Origin of the sequence: Pseudomonas sp. SC3(2021) (assembly GCF_019856535.1) — a bacterium.
In the GTDB taxonomy this organism is placed as follows: Bacteria; Pseudomonadota; Gammaproteobacteria; order Pseudomonadales; family Pseudomonadaceae; genus Aquipseudomonas; species Aquipseudomonas monsensis.
In genome coordinates this window covers 4,722,657-4,742,983 of sequence record NZ_CP082236.1, presented here as the reverse complement: position 1 = coordinate 4,742,983, position 20,327 = coordinate 4,722,657, and the positions used below count along the sequence as shown (strand labels likewise).

Below are 20,327 nucleotides of genomic sequence, written 5' to 3'. Positions count from 1 at the left end.
TTCAGTAGGAGGCACCATGAAAACCACCACCGTATTACTTGCCGGGCTGCTTGCCCTCGGATCAGCCAGCGCCTTTGCCGAAGGCGGCGCCGAGCGCATGCGTCACTACTTCGATCACTTCCCGGTCCACACCACGCAAAGCGCGCAGGCGAACGACGCCGACGCCAGAGAGATTCGCGTTCCCGCCGATCAGACGGCGCAAGTCACCGAGTCTTATCGCAACTGAGGTTTACCGAGCAACCGATGGACCTCCCGTGGCTCCGCTCTGGCCCGGGAGAAGACAGTTGGGCGCCCATGGCGGGCGCCTTTTTTTATGCCTGCAGAGTCTTGATCCAGAACAGCATGCGCCCGTGATCGGGGTTGAACCTGCCCGGCGTAAAACCGAACTTGCTGTAGGCATTCTGGGCCACGGCGTTGCCTTCCAGCACTTCCAGGGTGATCTTGCAGCAGCCACGCTGGCGGGCGATTTCCTCGACCTTGCGCAGCATTTTCTGGCTCAGCCCCAGACCGCGAAACTGACTCACCACTGCCACGTCATGCACGTTGACCAGTGGCTTGCAGGCGAACGTGGAAAACCCTTCGAAGCAGTTCACCAACCCGGCCGGCTCACCGCCCACGAACGCCAGTACGCTGAAGGCGTGCGGACGGCGGGCAAGTTCTTCGGGCAATCGACGCAGCAAGTCGGGATCAAGTGGCTGACCGCCACCCATTGGGTCTTCGGCGTAATGATTGAGCACAATGCCGATGGCTTCGGCGTGCAGTGGATTGCTGTAACTGGCCTGAAGTACAAGAATTTCTGCGGAATCCATTTCCATCCCCAAACACATGATGAGCCCCGGCACGCAAAGGGCGGGCTGAAAGGCTGTCTCGACCTTAACGCGGACGTGTGCAGGGCGGCAATTATAAAAAACCAAAGATTCGGCAGCGCTTGCACCGAGTGACCTGCAGGCGCGGCCGCATGCGCCGATCTTGGGCTTTGTGCCGTGCCATTCAATGGCCCCAGATCAGCTCTTCCGTCCACCCCAGTTCGGCAAAGTCCTGCGCCCGCAATCGGGCCTCACCGGCGCAGAAAAACTCGTCCAGCTGCGGCGGCTTGACCGATGTACCACTGAGCATCGCATGCACCTGGCCGCGATGATGAATCTGGTGTTCGTACAGATGCGACAGCAGGCGCAAGCGGCTGTCGTGCTGCGGCGTGTCGCGGGCGATGGTGACGATCCGGCCGAGATCGGCATCGCGCAGTTGCTCGCAATAGGCGATCAGGCGCCGGTCAACGTGGGTCTGCTCCTCACGCAGTGCTGCGGCATCGGTGAAGGGCTCGTCCTGATTGAAAAACACGTAGCAATCGGGATGCGGCTCGGCGCCTCGTAGCTCACGTTCCAGCGCATCGACGTAAAACCAGTCGCAGGTGAGGATGTGATTGAGGGTCAGGCGAATGCTCGGGAAGAAGCTCACTCGCGGCGCTGCCAGCTCGGTGTCGGGCAGTTGCGACCAGGCCTTGGCCAGGCGGTGATTGGCCCAGGCATTCTGATAGGCCTGGGTCAGCAGATGGTGGGACAGCGGTTGCGCCATGATTGCGCCCTCCTCACTTCAGGCTTCGGCGAAGCGTTGCAACTGCATCTCCTGCAAACGACTGAGGGTGCGGCGGAACGGAAACTCCAGATAACCCTCGGTATACAACGCGTCCATGGGCACCTGTGCCTCGACAAACAGCGGCACCTTGCGGTCGTAGCACTCGTCGACCAGCGCGATGAAGCGCCGCACGCCGTCGTCATGAACCGACAATTGCGGCAGCTCACGGTCGCCCGCCACGACCCGCTCGGCTCCGTCCTCGGTACCGCGGGCGATGCGCCCCTCGCGTTTGCGAGCGCTGAGGTTCGGCACGTCGCCCAACAGAATAGCCCGATAGTTGTCGCACAGCGCGATGAAATCCATCGCGGCAAAAGGCTGCTCGCAGAGGTCGGCGTAGCGGCACCAGAGCACGTTCTCGCTGGCCTGCACCACGTTCAGAACACGATGCCCAACCGCCACCGGTTCCGGATGGGCCGTTTGCCCGGCCGTCAGGGCTTGAAAGACGTCGCCCAAGGCGCTGGCCGAGCCAGGCGTGGCGACAAAGTAGCGTTGCTCGATCGCCCCCGGGTGCAGGCGATGATCCTCGGCACCGTTGACCGCAACCACTTGCATATGCGCCTTGATCGCCGCAATCGCCGGGACAAACCGGTCGCGATTGAAGCCATCGGCGTACAGCTCGTCCGGCGGTAGATTGGAGGTGCAAACCACCACCACGCCTTCATCGAACATCACTTGAAACAGGCGGCCGAGAATGATCGCATCGCCAATGTCATTGACGAACAGCTCATCGAAGCACAGCACACGAACTTCCGCTGCCAGTTCCCTGGCCAGTGCCCGCAGCGGATCGGCGATCCCGGTCAACTGGAACGAGCGCTGATGCACCCAGCCCATGAAGTGATGAAAATGCTGACGCCGCGCTGGCACCCGCAGGCTCTGATAGAACTGGTCCATCAGCCAGGTCTTGCCGCGCCCGACCGGCCCCCACAGATAAACGCCGGTGACCGAACGGGCACCGGCGTGCAGGGCTTCATGGCATTTTTGCAGGGCGAACACGGCATGTTCCTGCGCCTCATCCTGGATGAAGCCCTTGTGTTCGATGGCGTGCTGCCAGGCGCTGAGCGGAGAGTCAAAAGTCATGCGCGGCAGTATGCCACGATGGCTACAGGGAAATATCCAGCCGCGCGATTTTGCCCTGTTCGTTGAGACGGAACGTGTAGCGCAATTGCGCCGGACTGCCAGGAAACGTTCCGCTGATCAGGCCGTGTACCAGCACCTTGCCGGTGCGCTGCTGGACGTCCAGCACCTCGACCCGTGGCTGATAGCGTTGCGCAGTGTCCTGCATCCATTGCGCGATGGCGCGTGGACCGACCTGATGCTGACCCTCATCGAACACGTTGGCATCCTCGGCAAAGAAACTCGCGACGCGGCTGGAGTCACGCGCGTTGGCCGCGTCGAGATACGCCGCGATGGCCGGGGCCAGGGTAGAGACGGGATGGGACATGATTGCAGCTCCTTTTTTGTCGGGTTCTGGCGCCATCCTAAAGCAGCCCTGCGTCAGTTTTTGTCAGCAGTGAAGCGTCCGCTTTCATCCAGTTTCATTTGCTCGCGCCAAGTGCGCAGCAAGTCGCTGCGTCGGCCCGGATAGCGCTCGCCCTGCGCACTGGCAGCGCTGATGCGGTCGGTTCGGAACGTACGGTAGGCGCTGCGCAACTCACACCAGGCGACGATGATCCGCACCTCATTGAGAAACCCCAGCGCTAATGGCCAGATCAGTCGCTGGCTAGGCATCTGGCGGGCGTCGGCATAGTCGATATGCAACTTGGCCTGATCGCGGATCGCGTGACGAAACACATTCAACGCCACGGCATTCTGCGGAAACCCGTAACCCGGCGGTCCTGGCATCACCGTCGGATTGCGCAGCGCCTCTTGGGCCTGCGGATCGAGCACTGCGGCAATCTTGGCCAAGGCGTCTGCGGCGGCTTTGCCCAAGACCTCGTCGCCACGCTGATCGACATAACGCAGCCCCAGCACGATGGCCTCGGTCTCGTCGGCATTGAGCATCAGCGGTGGCAGAAACAGACCACTGCGCAACACATAACCAATGCCCGCCTCGCCATGAATCGGCGCACCGAGCGCGGTGAGCTCGGCGATGTCGCGATAGAGCGTGCGCTCGGAGACTTCCAGCTCGGCCGCCAGACTCGCGGCGGTCACCGCACGTTTCTTGCCGCGCAAAACCTGCAGCAAAGTCAAAAGACGAGTGGTACGCGACACGATGTTCAGGCTCTGCACGGAAAGGTGCGCGCAGCTTAGCAGAGGCTGGTGTCAGGAAATGGCAGGAGCCTGGATGAACAACGGCATTCAGTGGTGGGAGCAGGCAGTGGGGATAAAGACCGGCTACATCCTTTACGTTTAACAGGTGTAAAGGATGTAGCCGTCTCTACAGGGTGTCAGACGTCGACTTTGTGTCGGGCCGCATAGAGGCAGAGCATTTCCATCGCCAGGGTCGCTGCGGCGAGGGAGGTCAGGTCGGCATGATCGTAGGCCGGGGCCACTTCCACCACGTCCATGCCGACCAGATTGATCCCGCGCAAACCGCCCAGAATCTCCAGCACCTGCACCGTACTCAAGCCGCCGCACACCGGCGTACCGGTGCCTGGCGCAAAGGCCGGATCGAGGCAGTCGATGTCGAACGTCAGGTACACCGGGTTATCGCCCACCCGGGCGCGGATGGCCTCGACAATCGCCTCGCAGCCACGCCGATGCACCTGCCGCGCATCGAGCACCTGAAATCCCATATGATCGTCGTTGGTCGTGCGCAACCCGATCTGCACCGAGCGCGCCGGATCGACCAGCCCTTCCCGCGCCGCGTGCCAGAACATGGTGCCGTGATCGACCCGTTTGCCCGCCTCGTCCGGCCAGGTGTCGCTGTGTGCATCGAAGTGGATCAACGACAGCGTGCCATGCTTGCGTGCATGCGCCTTGAGCAATGGATAGCTGATGAAATGATCGCCTCCGAAGGTCAGCATCGCGCTGCCGGCATTGAGGATGTGTTCGGCATGGGCTTCGATGCTTTCTGGAATGCTGTGCGGCGAACCGTAATCGAAGTCGCAGTCGCCATAGTCGATCACCGCCAGATGATCGAACGGATCGAACGTCCACGGCCAGTGGCGCTCCCAGGCAATCCCGGTGGACGCCGCGCGAATCCCGCGCGGGCCGAAACGCGCGCCGGGGCGGTTGCTGGTGGCGGTGTCGAACGGCACACCGCTGACCGCCACGTCAACACCGCGCAGGTCGCGGCTGTAGCGTCGGCGCATGAAACTGGTGATCCCGGCGTAGGTGCTTTCGGCGGCAGTGCCGTAGAGGCTGTCGCGCGTGATGGCCTGATCGTTTTGCATGGGCACGTCCATCTCGGTTTACTCCTGTTGTTATTGATGGCTGCGGAAAGTGGTCCACAAACGGGTGCGCTGACGCATGTCCTTGAGGCTCATGCTGCGGTCGGCGTACAGCCGTTCGCGCACGGCGGCCGGCGGGTAGATGTCGGGGTCGCTGCGCACGGCTTCATCCACCAGCGGCGTCGCAGCCTGGTTGGCGGTGGCGAAGAACAGCGTATTGGTCAGCTCGGCCACCGAGTCGGGGCGCAGCATGAATTCGATGAATGCTCGCGCAGCGTCCGGGTGCGGCGCGTCTTTGGGGATGGCCAGGTTGTCCTGCCACACCAGCGTGCCCTCCTGTGGAATACGGTAGGCGACCTCGAACGGCTTGCCGGCCTTGCGGGCCTGATCGGCGGCCATGCTCGCGTCGCCGTTATAGGTCAGCGCCAGACACACGTTGCCGCTGGCCAGATCGTTGATCTGCCGGCCGGTGGCGACGTACAACACTGACGACTGCAATTTCTGCAGTAGCGTCTGGGCGGCGGCCAGATCATTGCGCTCGGTGCTGTAGGGATCTTTACCGAGGTAATGCAGTGCCAGGCCGATGACTTCCTGCGGCGAATCCAGAATGGCAATGCCGCAATCCTTGAGCTTGCTGGCGTATTCGGGCTTGAACAGCAGGTCGAGACTGTTAAGCGGAACATCTGGCAGCCGCTGCTTCAGCGCCTCGACGTTCATACCCAGGCCGAGCGTGCCCCAGGTGTACGGCACGCCGTAGCGATTGCCGGGATCGACGGCGGCGAGCTTTTCCAGCAGATCCGGGTCCAGATTGGCGTAACCCTTGAGTCCGTCGTGGCGGATTTCTTTCAACGCGCCGGCAGCCAATCCGCGCGCCAACACAGTGGAGGACGGCACGACCACGTCATAACCGCTGCCACCGGTGAGCAATTTGGTTTCCAACACCTCGGAGGTATCGAAAGTGTCGTAACGCACGTGAATGCCGGTCTCCTGCTCGAAACGCTGCAGGGTGTGCGGCGGCACGTAATCGGCCCAGCTGTAGAGGTTGAGGGTTTTGTCCTCGGCCTGGGCATGGATGACCACGGACAACAACAGCGCGGGGAAACACAGCTTGAACACGGGAGCCATGACGAACACCTGACCGGAGGAAGTGGTGGCAGGATGCGCCGTCGGATACATTAGAAAAATAGCGAAATAATTATCCTGACTTTACCCCGGAGTAATGTGATGCTCGGCCAGCTTCACGATATTGATCTGCAGTTGCTGCGCCTGTTTGTCAGCGTGGTCGAGTGCGGCGGATTCAGCGCCGCCCAAGGTGAATTGGGCCTGAGCCAGTCGAGCATCAGCCAGCAAATGGCCAGGCTCGAAACGCGCCTCGGCTATCGCCTGTGCAGCCGTGGCAAGGCGGGTTTCAGCGTCACGCCCAAGGGTGAGCAATTGTTGATTGCCATCCGCAGCCTGTTCGAGTCGATCGAAACCTTTCGCCATCAATCCAACGGTGTCGCCGGGCGGCTGATTGGCGAGGTGCGACTGGGCATTTCCGAGGCGGTCGATCAATCCGTGCTGCAACGCGTGGCTGTAGCAATCCGGCGTTTTCGCGAACGCGACGAATCGGTGCGCATCGAGCTGATCAGCGCGATGCCCGGTGAGATGGAGCGCCTGTTACTGCAGCAGCGGCTGGATCTGGCGATCGGTTACTTCTCTCAGGCACAGAGCGCTTTCGACTATCGCCAGTTGTTCAGTGAAACCCAGCATTTGTACTGTGCACCGGGGCATCCGTTATTCACCGACGCTTCGCCCGGCGACGAGGCCTTGGCCGCCTGTGACCGGGTCGATCACCCGTACCGTTTTTTGCGCAGTGACGAGCCGTTTCAGGGCAAGGTCTGTTCGGCGCGCTCGGAACAGGTGGAAGGCACGCTGGCCTTTATTCTGTCCGGCAAACACGTGGGCTATCTGCCCGAACACTATGCGCGCAGCTGGCAAGACAGAGGCCTGTTGCGGCCGGTACGTGAAGGAGAGTTGAGTTTTGAGGTGGCGTTTCATCTGGCCCGGCATCGCGCGCAGGTGCCGGGGGATGCGCAAAAGGCGTTTGAGGAGGATTTGCTCGCGGCCTTCTCCTGACACACAGCCCCCGTGCGGCGCGGGAGCTTGCTTGCGCCGGGCTGCGCAGCGGCCCCTGGTTTTTTTCAGCCATGCCCCCATTTACGGCTGCTGCGCCGCCGAGCGCGAGCAGGCTCCCGCGCCACAATGAGGTGTGTCAGGTTGGGCCGATAAGCACCTCCCCCAATAAAACCTGACCTTTCAGGCAGTTATTGCTCGTTGCCCTCGCCGACCGCTTCCGGCATCCTGCGCCTCCATTTTCTGACCCGGCCCCGCCTCGCGGCACGCAAACCACCATGACCGCCTCTGAAAAAGCCCCGCGCAACAACGACCTGATCTACGGCCTCAACGATCGCCCGCACCTCACCGCCACTGTGTTCGCCGCGCTGCAACACGTACTGGCCAGCTTCGTCGGCATCATCACACCGACCCTGATCATGGGCGGCGCCCTCGGCCTGCACAGCGAAATTCCCTACCTGATCAGCATGGCACTGTTCGTTTCCGGCCTCGGCACCTTCGTGCAGGCCAAACGTTTCGGCCCGGTCGGGTCGGGCCTGCTGTGCCTGCAAGGCACCAGTTTCTCTTTTATCAGCGTGATTCTCAGCGCCGGGTTCATGGTCAAGGCCCGGGGCGGCGGCACCGATGAAATCCTCTCGACGATCTTCGGCGTGTGTTTTTTCGCCGCGTTTATCGAGGTGGTGCTGAGCCAGTTCATCGGCAAATTGCGCATGCTGATCACCCCGGTGGTCACCGGCACCATCATCACCCTGATGGGCCTGTCGCTGATCAAAGTGGCGATGACCGACATCGCTGGCGGTTTCGGTGCAGCGGATCTCGGCGCAGCCAGCCATGTGTTCCTCGCGGCACTGGTGCTGGGCACCATCGTTGTGCTGAACCGCGTCGATGTGCCCTTCCTGCGTCTGGGTGCCATCGTCATTGGCCTGACCCTCGGTTACGTGGTCGCGTGGCTGATGGGCACGGTGGATTTCGCCAGCCTGCCCGAGGTGCCGCTGGTCAGCGTGCCGGTGCCGTTCAAGTACGGTTTCAACTTCGACTGGGTGGCGTTCGTGCCGGTGGCGGTGATTTTCCTCGTGTCGCCGCTGGAGGCCGCAGGCGATCTGACGGCCAACTCGATGATCTCGCGGCAACCGGTCAAAGGCCCGCTGTACATCCGCCGGATCAAATCCGGCCTGCTCGCCGACGGCCTGAACTCGGCCATGGCGGCCGTGTTCAACAGCATGCCAATGGTGACCTTTGCGCAGAATAACGGGGTGATCCAGCTCACCGGCGTGGCCAGTCGATACGTCGCGTTTTTCATCGCCGGCCTGCTGGTGCTGCTGGGATTGTTCCCGATGATTGGCGCGGTGCTGCAACTGATGCCGAAACCGGTGCTCGGCGGCGCCGAGCTGGTGATGTTCGGCACAGTGGCCGTGGCCGGGATCAAGATCCTTGCCGAGGCGGGCCTGCATCGGCGCAACATGCTGATCGTGGCGATCTCAATCGGCATGGGCCTGGGCATCGCCGCCGTACCGCAAGTGCTGCGCGAACTGCCACAGGCACTGCGCAACATCTTCGAATCGCCAATCACCGTCGGCGCATTGTGCGCAATCGTGCTGAACCTCTTTCTGCCAGAAGAATTCATCGAGCTGGAAGAAGACGACTTCGACCCGGAAGCTTCTATTCTTCAGGTCATGGAAAACCCCGATGTTGCGGCCAAAGGTGAACCTGGCCAACCTGTGGCTGTCGCACAGTTGAACCGCTGAACGCTACGCCTTGAAAAAGGGCTGAGCCGGCGACGGTTCAGCCCTTTTTTGTTGAGAGACCGCTTATGCGCCGCGTCCACGCTGTCATTCTGTCACTGCTCCTGCTGTCCCTCAGTGCCTGCGCGCTGTTTCCCAACCGCGATCCGGTCAACATCAACGTGGTCGGCCTCGAACCGTTACCGAGCCAGGATCTGGAAGTGCGCTTCGCGATCAAATTGCGCGTGCAGAACCCCAACGAAACCGCCATCGACTACAACGGCATTGCCCTGGATCTGGAGGTCAACGGCCATTCACTGGCGTCGGGGGTCAGTGATCAGAGCGGCTCGATCCCGCGTTTTTCCGAAACCATCGTCAGCGTGCCGGTGAGCATTTCCGCGTTCTCGGTGTTGCGCCAGACCCTGGGCCTTAGCCAGACCCAAACCCTCGATAACCTGCCCTACGTGCTGCACGGCAAACTTGCCGGCGGTTTGTTCGGCACCATGCGTTTCGTCGACAGAGGCAAGCTCAGCCTGCCCAAGGCCAGTGCCGCGACCTGGTAAAAATGCGCTAGCCTGCGCGTTCGTCCAGAACACTCATGGAGGCCGCTGGTTTATGGAAGACACACCGACGCTGTACACCGAACGGCTGATCCTGCGCCCGCTGCAACTGGAGGACGCCGAAGCCGTGCAACGCCAGTTCCCGCACTGGGAGGTCGTGCGCTATCTGAACGCTGCCGTTCCCTGGCCCTACCCGGAGGATGGTGCGCTCAGCTACCTGCGTGACATCGCCTTGCCAGCGGTGGCGGCGGGCCAGGAGTGGCACTGGTCGATTCGCCTCCAGCGCGCACCGCAACAGTTGATCGGCGCTATCAGCCTGATGGATCAACCGGACAATCATCGTGGCTTCTGGCTGGCGCCGGCGTGGCAAGGTCAGGGTTTGATGACTGAAGCCAGCGTGGCGGTAACCGATTACTGGTTCAAAACGCTCAATCGCCCGCTGATGCGCGTGCCGAAAGCCGCGCCAAACCTCGGCTCGCGCAGGCTGTCCGAGCGTGCCGGCATGCGCCTGATCCGAACCGATGAAGACGATTTCGTCGCCGGCCGCCTGCCTCGGGAAATCTGGGAAATCACCCGCGAGCAATGGCTGCAACAGCGCCATTCCTGAAGGTCTGCGGCCAGCGGCAAATCATGAGGTGAAGCGCACGCCGGGTTTCGCTCGCTCGTCAACGGACAGTTCGAACACATCCGGTCGGGCGTAATGGCCGACCACGTCATAGTCATAGCGGGCGCGAACCAGTTCATCGGTGTCGATTTCGGCGGTCAACAACCCGGCCTCGCCACGCAATGGCCCGGCCAACACATCGCCCATTGGCCCGACGATCACGCTGCCACCGGCAATCAGTGGACGATCCGCCGGCCAGTTCGCAATCTCCACCCCCAGAGCCTGCGGCGACGCCTGCACCTGACAGGCGCTGACCACAAAACAGCGGCCCTCATGGGCGATGTGACGCATGCTGACCTGCCACATCTCCCGCTCATCCACCGTCGGCGCGCACCACACTTCGATGCCTTTGGCATACATCGCCGTGCGCAGCAGCGGCATCATGTTTTCCCAACACACCACCGCGCCGAGCTTGCCGACCTGGGTGTCGAGCACCGGCAGCGTCGAGCCGTCGCCCTTGCCCCAGATCAGGCGCTCAGTGCCGGTCGGCATCAGCTTGCGGTGCTTGGCCAGCAGCCCGGCTTGCGGATCGAAATACAGGGCCGTGCAATGCAACGTACTGCCCGCACGTTCGATAACACCAATGACCAGATGGGCGCCGGTGCGCGCCGACAGACCGGCCAGGGCCTCGGTTTCGGCGCCCGGCACATTGATCGCGTTGGCGAAATACCGCGCATAAGCCTCACGGCCTTCCGGCAAGCGATAGCCCAGTTGAGTGCCGAAGCCTTCGCCTTTCGGATAACCGCCGAGCAACGCTTCGGGCATCACCACCAGGGCTGCGCCGGATTCGATAATCGCGGTTTCCCAGCTCAGGATCTGTTCCAGGGTTTCGCTTTTACCACCGGGCAAGGCGCCGATCTGCAAGGCAGCAACAATTGATTTGGGCATCGCGGTGACTCCATCAGGTTCAGAGGTTGCTGATTGTCCGGCGCCACGCGATCATGAATAAAGCCCCGTTCACTGCTGAATGATATGAGCCAAATGAATATCGCTGCCGTCGACCTCAATCTGCTGAAAGTCTTCGAAGCCCTGCATGAAGAATCCAGTGCCAGCCGCGCAGCGCTGCGGCTGGGCGTCACCCAATCGGCCGTCAGCGCGGCATTGCGCCGCTTGCGTGAAGTCTATGGTGATCAATTGTTCGTGCGCACCGGGCGCGGACTGGCGCCGACGCTCAAGGCCGATCAGTTGAAACCGGTGGTCAGCGAGGCACTGAACAAGTGTCGGCAGAGCCTGGCCATGATCGACCCGACCACCGAGCACTACGAGGGCCGCTCAGTGACGATCGGCCTGTCGGATGATTTCGAAATTGCCTACGGCCGGCGCCTGATCGAGGAAATCGCCCACAGTGCACCGAAACTGCGGCTGATTTTCCGTCAGACCCACAGTCAGATCGTCGCCCGGGCGCTGATGGAGCGCCATTTCGATCTGGCGATCACCGCTGGCGGCTTTGCCGAACGTCTGCTCAGCCGTCAGGTATTGGGTGAAGGCGGTTATGCCTGTCTGGTCGATCCTGCGAGTCTGGTGCCCGGCCAGCCGCAAATGGACCTGGAGGCGTTCGTCGCCCGCGAGCACCTGCTGGTGTCGTCCGGCGGCTTTATCGGCATTACCGATGAGGGCCTGGCCGCGCTGGGCCTGAGTCGACGCGTCTGTGCCTCGACCACGCATTTTGCCGCGCTGCCGTATCTGCTCACGGGCAGTCAGGCAGTGGCGACGATTCCGGCACATGCCGCCCGGAGCATCGCGGCGCTCAGTGGACTGAGCGTGCTGCCCTGCCCTCTGGCCTTGCCGCGTTATCCGATTGAACTGGGTTGGCGCACCAACGCCCAGACCGACCCGGTGGTGGTGAAAGTGCGTGAAGCGATTGTTCGCTGTTTCGCCCGCGATTAAGGCTGCTTACTTGTTGGCAGCCATCAAGCGGTTGACCTCACTGCGTACCATGTTGGCGAACTCTGGTGGCGACATGCCGTCCAGTTCCGCGCGGACCCATTCGGCCCACTTCCCCTTGCGCTTGGCACGTTCACCGAACAACCGTGCGGCTTCGCCTTTGGCTTTGCCCAGATTGTTCTGCCAGAGTTCGAACAGACGGGATTTCTCGTCTTCCAGCGCGGCGCGCTCGGCGAGGGATTTGTCGGCCAGATTGAAACTCATGGGGAATTATCCTGCTGCGTAAAATGGCGACATCTTACACGCTTGGTGTAAATCTCCGGCGCTGGTTTTTCTTCCAGGAGAAATTCGGTGCAACTTTTCAAGTACCGCCATACTCCATTGATCACTGTCCATTCAACTGCAAGGAGTCACCCAATGGCCCGGAAATCCGCCGTGCAAGCTGCCGAAGACCAAATCAAGGATCAAGCCTTCAGCGAACTTCAGGCTCTGATCGAAGAGTCGGACAAACTGCTCAAAAGCAGCGCTTCACTGATCGGCGAAGAAGCGGAAACCCTGCGCGGACAAATCGCTGTGAAACTGCAGCAGGCGCTAGACTCGGTATCGAGCGTGCGCGATCGCACCAAACCGGCGGTCGATGCCACCGAGAACTACATCGGCGGCCATCCGTGGCAGACCGTGGCCATCTCGGCCGGTTTCGGTCTGGTGGTCGGCTTGTTGCTGGGCCGCCGTTAAGCAACGGGCAGACAACGAAAGGCGAGCCTCAGGGCTCGCCTTTTTCTTGCGCGCAACGAAATTACTGTCCTGCCAGTTCGCGCAACTGCGCCAGCGTCTGCTGATCCAGCAGGATGCCTTCGGCCAGTGAACGGGCGCGCTGGGCGTGTCGACGATCACCGGGCAAACGCTTGAGCCCGACACCGTGCATCTGCCGCACCAACTCTTCGCTACGCTCGGCAAAGCTCTGCCCGGCCGCCTTGCTCGGGTCGATGACGATCAGCAATTGCCCGGTCCATGGGGTTTTCGCGCCGGGATGCCCGGACCAGTCAAACTCGAAAGAAAAGTTGCCGCCGGTCAGCGCCGCTGCCAACAGTTCCACCATCATCGACAGCGCCGAGCCCTTGTGCCCGCCAAACGGCAACAGCGCGCCGCCTTCAAGAATCGCTTTGGGGTCCTGGGTCGGCTGGCCGAGGCTGTCCACCCCCATGCCTGCCGGCAATCGTTCGCCCTTGCGCGCAGCGATCTGCACATCGCCATGGGCGATGGCGCTGGTGGCGAGGTCGAAGACAATCGGTGCGGCACCGGCGCGCGGCGCGGCAAAGGCGATCGGGTTAGTGCCGAACAGCGGGCGGTCGGCGCCGTGCGGCACCACGCAGGTCATGCTGTTGACCACACTCAGCGCGACCAGGCCTTCATCGGCAAAAGGTTCGACATCCGGCCACAGTGCGGCGAAGTGATGGGAGTTGCGAATCGCCAACACCGCGATCCCCGCCTGGCGCGCCTTCTCCACCAGCAATGACCGGGCGGCGGCCAGTGCTGGCTGGGCAAACCCGTTGCCGGCGTCGACCCGGACAAACCCGGAAGCCACGTCTTCCACCTGCGGCACGGCATGGCCATTGACCCAGCCGCTTTTCAGGGTCGAGACGTACCCGGGAATCCGGAAGACACCGTGGCTATGGGCACCATCGCGCTCGGCACTGGCGCAGTTGGCGGCCAGCACCCGGGCCACTTCGTCAGACGTGCCGTGGCGCAGGAAAATCGTTTCAAGCAGTTGCGTCAGCGCGTCGAGAGATACCGACGACGAGGCAGCAGAGGACACATGATCGTGTGGCGCAGACATCTGAAGCTCCAGAATGATTATTGGAGGGAACAACAGCGTATGGACAATTTGCCAGTCGATTAACCATGCCCGGGCTGCCGCCTGTCAACCCTCAATAACGCCGCGATCATCGCGAGCGTGCCCGCCGCGCACCCGCCTGACAGACATTTACCTGCAACGTGCAATAACTATCTACCACCTGTGAATCGCGCCCCCCTCCTAGTCTCGTGCCTCCTTCTGACGGCGCTCATCAGTGCGCCCCGCAAAGAGACTTGAAGATGCTCAATCCCGTCGCTGCGCTGTTATTTCCCGAAGCCCTGAAATACAAGGGGCTGAGGGCAGAACTCGGCAAGACCCACGGCCTGAACGACAAAGATTTCGACTGGTTGGCCCATGTCACGCTGGTGACCCAGGCACTGCGCAGCCAACAGTCGCCACCGATGCTGGCCCAAAGCGTTCAGATCAAGGCAGGCACCCTGCCCGCCCTGACATTGGCCGGGGTGTTCATCCTCAGTGCAACGCCGGACGACCGCGGTGCCATCCTCTATACCCCGTACGGCGGCATCAAGAAATACGACAGCCTCCCGGCCCTGCAGACAGCGTTGCGCAACCATCTGGAAAGCACGGATGAGGATGACGACATGTTCGCGTTTCTGGCCTTGGCCCAGCGCCGGCAGGTGACCGCCCACAGTCGCCTGACGCTGATTTACGAAACCATCGAAGGCGATATTTTTGCTCATCAGGGCGCCGCGATTCAGGCGGCTCAGCAACTGAACGCCGAAGCCATGCTCGATGAGTTGAAACAACTGCCGTCTCTGGCCTCGTTGCTGGAGAAGATTCTCGATGGCCGGCTCAGCCCGCACTTCCCCAACATCGAGCAGACGCTGTCGCGCGTCAGCTTCTATAGCGTTGTGCAGGCCGACGGCAGCGCCCCGGAGACCGGTAAACACTGGCACGACTCAATGAGTCTGAGTGAAGCGGTGCTGAGGCTGTATCACCGTGGCTGGCCAGTGAACCGGTTGCACGAGTTCTCCAATCCGGGCCATGACCCTGCCAGCGGTGACCAGGCCACCTGGGAAGCCGCCCTCAAGGAAGTGGCGGGCAAACTGGTGATGTGGCTGTTTCGCGAAATGGAACGCTATTGGGATGGACCCTCCGCCGACGGTTCGCCGCGCCGCGTCTTTTTCGCCAAGGCCCTGACGGAACAGGCTCGGGCCGATCTGATGATCAAACGCGAAAGCGATATCCTCACTGCCAGCCAGTTTGCCACCCTGCACCAGATGATCAGCCCGGCGAGCCTGCCGGGCGGCCGTCCGATCCTGGAAAACGTGCGTTTGTGGGAGTACGAACCCAATTACGTCGAACTGGCGGGCTCGCTGATGATCAGCCATGCCAACGCCTTTCTTTACACCCCGAGCATGGGCTTGCAGGTGCTCCAGGACTACAACGATCTGAAGGACACCGTGCACAGCAAGTTTCTCGCGCCCGGTCATGAAGACGAACTGTTCGGTCTGCTGAGCCTGGAAGAGCGCAAACGCTTCATTGGCTTCGGCAACCCGCATGTCAGCGGAGAAAGTCTCGCCGGCGAGACCTTCGCCGTGCTGTTCGAGGCGATCATTACCAAGCAACGCAAGAACATCGAATTTGCCTTGCAGGCGTTCAGCCTCAGCGATGGCACCGTCGATATCCATGCACTGTTCGACAAGGCGCTGGATATTCGCTCGATGATCCATGAACGCTTGCTGGAACTGAACACCGGCGAACGCTGGTCCACCCGCCCGGCACTGCCCGGGGTACAACAGATGTCCATGGTGCTGGCGGAAAAAAACCGCGAGCGGGTACGCACCCTTGCCAACCGCGAAGCCTTGCTCGCCGGCGCGTTCCGGGTTCAGCCCAGTGCCGTTGTGACCGAGCAGCGCCGGTACCTTGAAAATCTGCAACCACTGCTCGCCGACGGCTGGGTGGAAGGGATCACGGGGGAGGCGCAGTTGCGGGTGCTGAGTGGCTCGCTCAGGGCCGACATCAAGGCAATAGTCGATACGGTATTCACCACCGAGCACGCCAACCGCGATAACCGGGGCTCGCTCAACGGCTTCCGGCCAGATGCCTGGTCGCTGACCCTCGACAGTGCCTCAGGGCAGACGCAATTGCCGCTGGCACACTGCGTGATGCTGACCGAACGCGGCGGCCTCGATGCGGCACACTCGGGGCACGCCGTGCTGTGGACACCCGCGACGGGGCTTGAGGTTTTTACCGACATCGTCGATGCACGACGAGTGCTGAACCAGCGACTGAAAGACAGTGTGGGACGCCTTGCCCTCGTCGAAAATCTTGCCCCGAAAGATCGCCAGTTCCACCAGGACTACACCTTGGGTGCACTGCAACTGATCAAAGGCGATGTGTCCCGACATTCGATGCAATCGGCGATCGAGTATTTTCTTGCGCGCTGCGATCAGGCTCGCCAGCGCCTGCACGGCGACAGCCGCCTGGCATCGGTCCTGACGACGCTGAAAAAAACCGTGATCGACACCAACCTGCTGCGCACCCTTCAACTGGGCAAGGCCATTGACCAGCAGCAGTCGCTGCCTGCCTGGCTGGGCATGGCGTCGCCACAGGATCAACAACGGCATCTGGAGCTGCTCGAGCAATGGCGCCACAGTGTCACCGATCACAAGGATTACCTCAGTGACCTCCCCGACCTTGCCAACTACGTAGACCGACGCTTGAAGACGCTGCTCGATCAACGCTTTCCCGGTAACCGGCTCGAGCCGAAACAGATCAGGATCACGCCCAACCTCGCCTTGGCAGGGCCCGCACGCCCGCTCAGCGAGTTTGCCCTGAACCATATCAACGTGGCTCAGGGCACCGGATTCAAGGTTGCCTCCACCACCACGCAGGCGTTACCCCAAGGCTTTGATCAAAACGCTGTGCGGCGCTTGCTGCTGTCGCTGGACATTTCCACCAGCTACGGCCAACAGGTGGCGAAAGCGCTCGCGCCCGGCAGCGACGGTGCCGAAGTGCGTAAACAGCGCTTCCTTCGGCAACTGCCCTGGCAATTGCTGCAACACGCCCATGGATTGAAACTGCAACAGCGGTTGTCCGCCAAGGCATTCGACTACCTCTGTCAGGTGTTCGACATGCCCGACGGCGTTGCACGCGCGACGGTCGAGGGTGCGCATGCGCTTGTCGCACCGTTGTCGCTGGCCAAGACGGCCGGAGTGACGGCCGTGGAAGTTCCGGGCCTGTACGTGATTGGACCGGGTAACGGAGATCAAGGCCCGCTAGTGCTTTATTCACTGTATGCCGACGAGGTGTTCCATGAATTCGAGGAACCGCAGGGGCTGATCGCCGCCCTGAACAAACCGGGGGCCTTGCAGGACCTGCTGCTGCGCCGCTTGCCAACGGAGCAGCAGGCTGTGTTTCAACGGCTGCTGCAATCCAGCGTTGGCGAAACCAGTGAAATGGTCCACGTCGGGATCCCTGTTCAGGGCAACCTGCTGGCCCGATTGTTCACTGACAACCTTGCGCTGCTGCAGCGCTTTCTCGGCTGTCAGTCCCTCCCTGCGGCGCAAGATGACTGGGAGGCTGCGAAGAATCTGTTCAGCAAGGGCATCCACCTGCTGTCCAGATTGTTGCCGGGCAAGTTGTCTTACGTGACGTTTCTCTGGCAGGCCTACAAAGACTTCAAGGATTCGGCCGAAGCCCTCCAGAACCACCACTGGAAACAGGCCTTGCAGGCGTTCATTGGCGGGGCCGTGCAGATGCTGAGTTTGAGTCGCGAGAGTTTGCAGGACGCCGAAGACGTGCCGGCCAGGGTCGAAGCGCCAGCCGTTGAAGACGCGACGTCGCCGTCCGCCGCGAAAGCACCGACATGGCATCACATGCGCACGACTTCCCCGCTGCGCACCGAGTTGCAGTCATTCGAAACCCACGCGGTGGCCCTCACAGACCTCAAGCACAATCGCAGGACCGGGGTTTACGAAGACACCACAAGCGGACACAGCTACGCCACCGTCGGAGGCAAAGTCTATGGTGTCGAACAACCCGGCGCCGTCTGGCAACTGGTCAACGGTGCCACCCGTGGCCCATCGTTAAGAATGCACGGTACGCACCTGGTGATCGCTGCCGACCGGCATACCGCTCACTTCGGCAAAGTCGTCTCCAGACTGTACGAGCCCTACAGACTCGAGCGGGAGCGTCGGGCGGTTCTGAACATCGAGGCCGTCGGAATGAAGGACATTCAGGCACAGCATCCACGAAAAGCTCAAGCTATCCAGCAGGCCGTCGACCTGGCGCGGTTCTACGCCTTCAACAGTTTGCACAATCTGGCGCTCTTGAAAAACAATGCCCCGAGTCTTCGACTGGAGGCGTTCTTCAGAGATTTTTTTGGTGTGCAGCAAGTGGATACCAGGCTGTTAAAAAAAATCCACAATGCAATCGTGCCCATTTGCAACGCACTGGTGGACCCGGATGACGACCTGATGAACACCGACCGCTTCGTCGTCGGTTCGAACACCGCCTACTCATCAATCATTGCATTCGTGCTCAATAACGATCAGCGCAAACGGGTGCATTTCACCGAACACTTCTTCAACCCGGCTCTGGATCGCTACAACGCGGTAATGACTCAGCCTTTCGATGTCGATGCTCACGCTCAGGCGGCGACATTGATTCACGAGCTCGCCCATCAGTTCTGCAAGGCTGAAGACATTGCCTCGCTGGAGTCGCGCCGACCGTTTGCCGATCTGATTTCGACCGTCACGCTGCTGGGGCTGTCGATGCGACAAGATCTGCAATCCTTCCAGCGTCGGGCGCTTTCATTGGCCACACCCAGGGAAGAACTGTTTTCACACTGGAGCAGAACAAGAAACACCTATGTGAACCTGGATCAGGTCCCTGGCGGCAAAGACTTGAGCAAAATCATTCTCGATCTGACCTCGAGCCCGACGCTTGACGAGGCACGCACGGCGTTTCTTGATCAGGGTTCGCCGGACATACGCATCGACGTGATTTTGCGCAATGCCGATTCGATCGCCCACCTGATTTGCGAAATGGGTCGCCAGCTCGATCCGCCGCCGGTGATCACGCCCTGATTGCGCAAAAAAAACGCAGGTTTAACAACCTGCGCTTCCATTGGCGGCGTAGGGAATCAATCCTTCTGATCCCGCAGCACATTGCCCGAGGCACCGTCGATGCGGAACTCGTAGACGGCCCCATCGGCCTTGCGCCCCTCCCCCTTCCAGTAACCGTCGTTGTCGGCTTCGATCTCGTAGACCTCGACATAACCGGCCTTGGTCTTGACGATTTCAATGGCTTTTTCGATGGTCACCCAGCCTGCGCCCGGTCTGTCCGCCATCGCGGCACCCGCAGTAAGCAACGTGGCAGCAGCAATCACTGCGGCGAAAGTGTTCTTGATCATTTTTTCACTCCATTTATGGCTAAGTCTTCCAATGTGTCCCGCTTTTTGGGCGCCGGAGCGAAAAATAAGTTCCACTTTGATGGGTAGTTGCCATAACGCAGGTTCTCGGCAACTTCCGGTCAAGGTTAGAATGTGCGAAATCAGGACGAGTCAATGACCCAAGATACTCTCTCGGAAACCGAATACGATGCGATCACCGATGCCGCCGCGCAGTGGTGCATGCGTCTGCACGCAGCCGACTGCACGGACCAGGAGCGTCGCGCCTTCGAACAATGGCGTGATGCACATCCCCTGCACGCGTTCGAGTACGAGGCGATGCTGGAAATCTGGGAAGTCGCCGAGCACCTGCCGCGCCCCGAGACTGCCGTGGATGTTGCGCCTCGCCAGCCGCCGCGGTCATGGCGGCAATACGCGGTCGTCGCCGGTCTCTGCACCCTGGCTCTGCCGCTGGCGGCTTATGCCGGCTGGAACCTGGGCTGGGTGCCCGACAGTTACCAGCATTACGCCGCTACCGACACTGTGCGCCAGGTCACCCTGAGCGATGGCAGCCAGCTCGAACTGAACCTGAACACCGAATTGACCTTCAGCAACTACAAGGACGAACGGCGCGTCACCCTGAAAAAAGGTGAAGCGTTTTTTTCTGTCAGTCATGACACGCAGCACCCGTTTGTCGTTCGCGCAGGCGAAGGCAGGATTCGGGTAACAGGCACGCGTTTCAATGTCTGGATGTATCAAGACCAGGTGCGGGTCAACCTGATCGAGGGCTCGGTGCTGGTGAGCAGCAATACCGCACTGCCAGGCGATGGCTTGCGCCTTGGGCCGTCGATGCAGGCGCGTTACAAACACGGCGACTACATGCCACAGATCAGCCAGACCTACCCCAACGACACCGCGCTGGCCTGGCGCAGCGGCAAACTGGTGCTGGACAACCTGACGCTCAATGAAGCCCTGCCGCTGATCAACCGCTACCTCAACACGCCTTTGATGCTGGCCGACAGCAACACCGGACTGATTCGGGTGGGTGGCATTTACAACATCAAAGAGCTGAACAATCTGGCCGGCTCGCTGCCGAAAGTGCTGCCGGTCTATCTGACCCGCAACAAGGAAGGCAATCCGGTGATCAACCCGATCCCGCAGCAACCGCCAAAAAACTGAAGGCCGCACTTCCCGTGGAAGGCGGCCTT

At 61.2% G+C, this 20,327-nt stretch carries 20 protein-coding genes; 9 read left to right on the top strand and 11 right to left on the bottom strand.

Features of this window, described 5'->3' with window-relative positions; all coding sequences use genetic code 11:
- Positions 1-16: 16 nt before the first annotated feature.
- Positions 17-226, top strand: a complete 210-nt coding sequence (locus K5Y35_RS21180; protein ID WP_123468981.1) for a hypothetical protein — start codon at positions 17-19, stop codon at positions 224-226.
- 85 nt (positions 227-311) lie between these two features.
- On the opposite strand, the gene K5Y35_RS21175 is transcribed toward K5Y35_RS21180, so the two are convergent.
- The 7 genes from K5Y35_RS21175 to K5Y35_RS21145 all read right to left on the bottom strand — a co-directional run bounded on the left by K5Y35_RS21175 (position 312) and on the right by K5Y35_RS21145 (position 6,089).
- A complete protein-coding gene (locus tag K5Y35_RS21175; RefSeq protein WP_222832842.1) occupies positions 312-809 on the bottom strand; it encodes a GNAT family N-acetyltransferase in 498 nt (165 codons plus the stop codon).
- A 181-nt stretch (positions 810-990) separates the two neighbouring features.
- A complete protein-coding gene (locus tag K5Y35_RS21170; RefSeq protein ID WP_222832841.1) occupies positions 991-1,572 on the bottom strand; it encodes a DinB family protein in 582 nt (193 codons plus the stop codon).
- 18 nt (positions 1,573-1,590) lie between these two features.
- On the bottom strand, positions 1,591-2,709 hold the full coding sequence (gene zapE, locus K5Y35_RS21165; RefSeq protein WP_222832840.1) for a cell division protein ZapE: 1,119 nt from the start codon (positions 2,707-2,709) through the stop codon (positions 1,591-1,593).
- A gap of 22 nt (positions 2,710-2,731) precedes the next feature.
- Positions 2,732-3,073: a nuclear transport factor 2 family protein gene (locus tag K5Y35_RS21160; protein WP_222832839.1), complete on the bottom strand. Its 342-nt coding sequence runs from the start codon at positions 3,071-3,073 to the stop codon at positions 2,732-2,734.
- A 53-nt stretch (positions 3,074-3,126) separates the two neighbouring features.
- Positions 3,127-3,843: a helix-turn-helix transcriptional regulator gene (locus K5Y35_RS21155; RefSeq protein WP_123469197.1), complete on the bottom strand. Its 717-nt coding sequence runs from the start codon at positions 3,841-3,843 to the stop codon at positions 3,127-3,129.
- Positions 3,844-4,019: 176 nt separating this feature from the next.
- A complete protein-coding gene (speB, locus tag K5Y35_RS21150; RefSeq protein WP_222832838.1) occupies positions 4,020-4,979 on the bottom strand; it encodes an agmatinase in 960 nt (319 codons plus the stop codon).
- Between the two features lie 18 nt (positions 4,980-4,997).
- Complete coding sequence (locus K5Y35_RS21145; RefSeq protein ID WP_222832837.1) at positions 4,998-6,089, bottom strand: polyamine ABC transporter substrate-binding protein; 1,092 nt, start codon at positions 6,087-6,089, stop codon at positions 4,998-5,000.
- 99 nt (positions 6,090-6,188) lie between these two features.
- Between K5Y35_RS21145 and K5Y35_RS21140 the strand changes: the two genes are divergently transcribed.
- From K5Y35_RS21140 to K5Y35_RS21125, 4 genes are all read left to right on the top strand, one after another.
- Positions 6,189-7,082, top strand: coding sequence for a LysR family transcriptional regulator (locus K5Y35_RS21140; protein ID WP_123468991.1), 894 nt, complete (start codon positions 6,189-6,191; stop codon positions 7,080-7,082).
- A gap of 275 nt (positions 7,083-7,357) precedes the next feature.
- Positions 7,358-8,824, top strand: coding sequence for a nucleobase:cation symporter-2 family protein (locus tag K5Y35_RS21135; protein WP_123468993.1), 1,467 nt, complete (start codon positions 7,358-7,360; stop codon positions 8,822-8,824).
- Positions 8,825-8,889: 65 nt separating this feature from the next.
- Positions 8,890-9,363 (top strand): LEA type 2 family protein, encoded by a 474-nt coding sequence (locus K5Y35_RS21130; RefSeq protein ID WP_222832836.1) that lies wholly within the window; start codon positions 8,890-8,892, stop codon positions 9,361-9,363.
- 52 nt (positions 9,364-9,415) lie between these two features.
- Positions 9,416-9,967 (top strand): GNAT family N-acetyltransferase, encoded by a 552-nt coding sequence (locus K5Y35_RS21125; RefSeq protein ID WP_222832835.1) that lies wholly within the window; start codon positions 9,416-9,418, stop codon positions 9,965-9,967.
- A 21-nt stretch (positions 9,968-9,988) separates the two neighbouring features.
- Here the strand turns inward: K5Y35_RS21125 and K5Y35_RS21120 are convergent, their stop codons facing one another.
- Entirely contained in the window at positions 9,989-10,912 is a 924-nt protein-coding gene (locus K5Y35_RS21120; protein ID WP_222832834.1) for a carbon-nitrogen hydrolase family protein, read from the bottom strand.
- Positions 10,913-10,996: 84 nt separating this feature from the next.
- On the opposite strand from K5Y35_RS21120, the gene K5Y35_RS21115 reads away from it, so the two are divergent.
- A complete protein-coding gene (locus tag K5Y35_RS21115; RefSeq protein ID WP_186746875.1) occupies positions 10,997-11,911 on the top strand; it encodes a LysR family transcriptional regulator in 915 nt (304 codons plus the stop codon).
- 6 nt (positions 11,912-11,917) lie between these two features.
- Here K5Y35_RS21115 and K5Y35_RS21110 read toward each other — a convergent pair whose 3' ends face one another.
- On the bottom strand, positions 11,918-12,172 hold the full coding sequence (locus tag K5Y35_RS21110; protein WP_038363082.1) for a hypothetical protein: 255 nt from the start codon (positions 12,170-12,172) through the stop codon (positions 11,918-11,920).
- 153 nt (positions 12,173-12,325) lie between these two features.
- On the opposite strand from K5Y35_RS21110, the gene K5Y35_RS21105 reads away from it, so the two are divergent.
- The gene (locus K5Y35_RS21105; protein ID WP_123469003.1) at positions 12,326-12,643 is read left to right on the top strand and encodes a YqjD family protein; all 318 of its coding nucleotides are present in this window, start codon (positions 12,326-12,328) and stop codon (positions 12,641-12,643) included.
- Positions 12,644-12,704: 61 nt separating this feature from the next.
- Here K5Y35_RS21105 and K5Y35_RS21100 read toward each other — a convergent pair whose 3' ends face one another.
- Positions 12,705-13,745, bottom strand: a complete 1,041-nt coding sequence (locus tag K5Y35_RS21100) for an Ldh family oxidoreductase (RefSeq protein WP_128616415.1) — start codon at positions 13,743-13,745, stop codon at positions 12,705-12,707.
- 257 nt (positions 13,746-14,002) lie between these two features.
- Between K5Y35_RS21100 and K5Y35_RS21095 the strand changes: the two genes are divergently transcribed.
- On the top strand, positions 14,003-18,817 hold the full coding sequence (locus tag K5Y35_RS21095) for a dermonecrotic toxin domain-containing protein (RefSeq protein WP_222832833.1): 4,815 nt from the start codon (positions 14,003-14,005) through the stop codon (positions 18,815-18,817).
- 56 nt (positions 18,818-18,873) lie between these two features.
- On the opposite strand, the gene K5Y35_RS21090 is transcribed toward K5Y35_RS21095, so the two are convergent.
- The gene (locus K5Y35_RS21090) at positions 18,874-19,143 is read right to left on the bottom strand and encodes a PepSY domain-containing protein (protein ID WP_128616414.1); all 270 of its coding nucleotides are present in this window, start codon (positions 19,141-19,143) and stop codon (positions 18,874-18,876) included.
- Between the two features lie 153 nt (positions 19,144-19,296).
- Here K5Y35_RS21090 and K5Y35_RS21085 point away from each other — a divergent pair, with 153 nt between their 5' ends.
- On the top strand, positions 19,297-20,298 hold the full coding sequence (locus K5Y35_RS21085; protein ID WP_186746871.1) for a FecR family protein: 1,002 nt from the start codon (positions 19,297-19,299) through the stop codon (positions 20,296-20,298).
- Positions 20,299-20,327 lie beyond the last annotated feature (29 nt).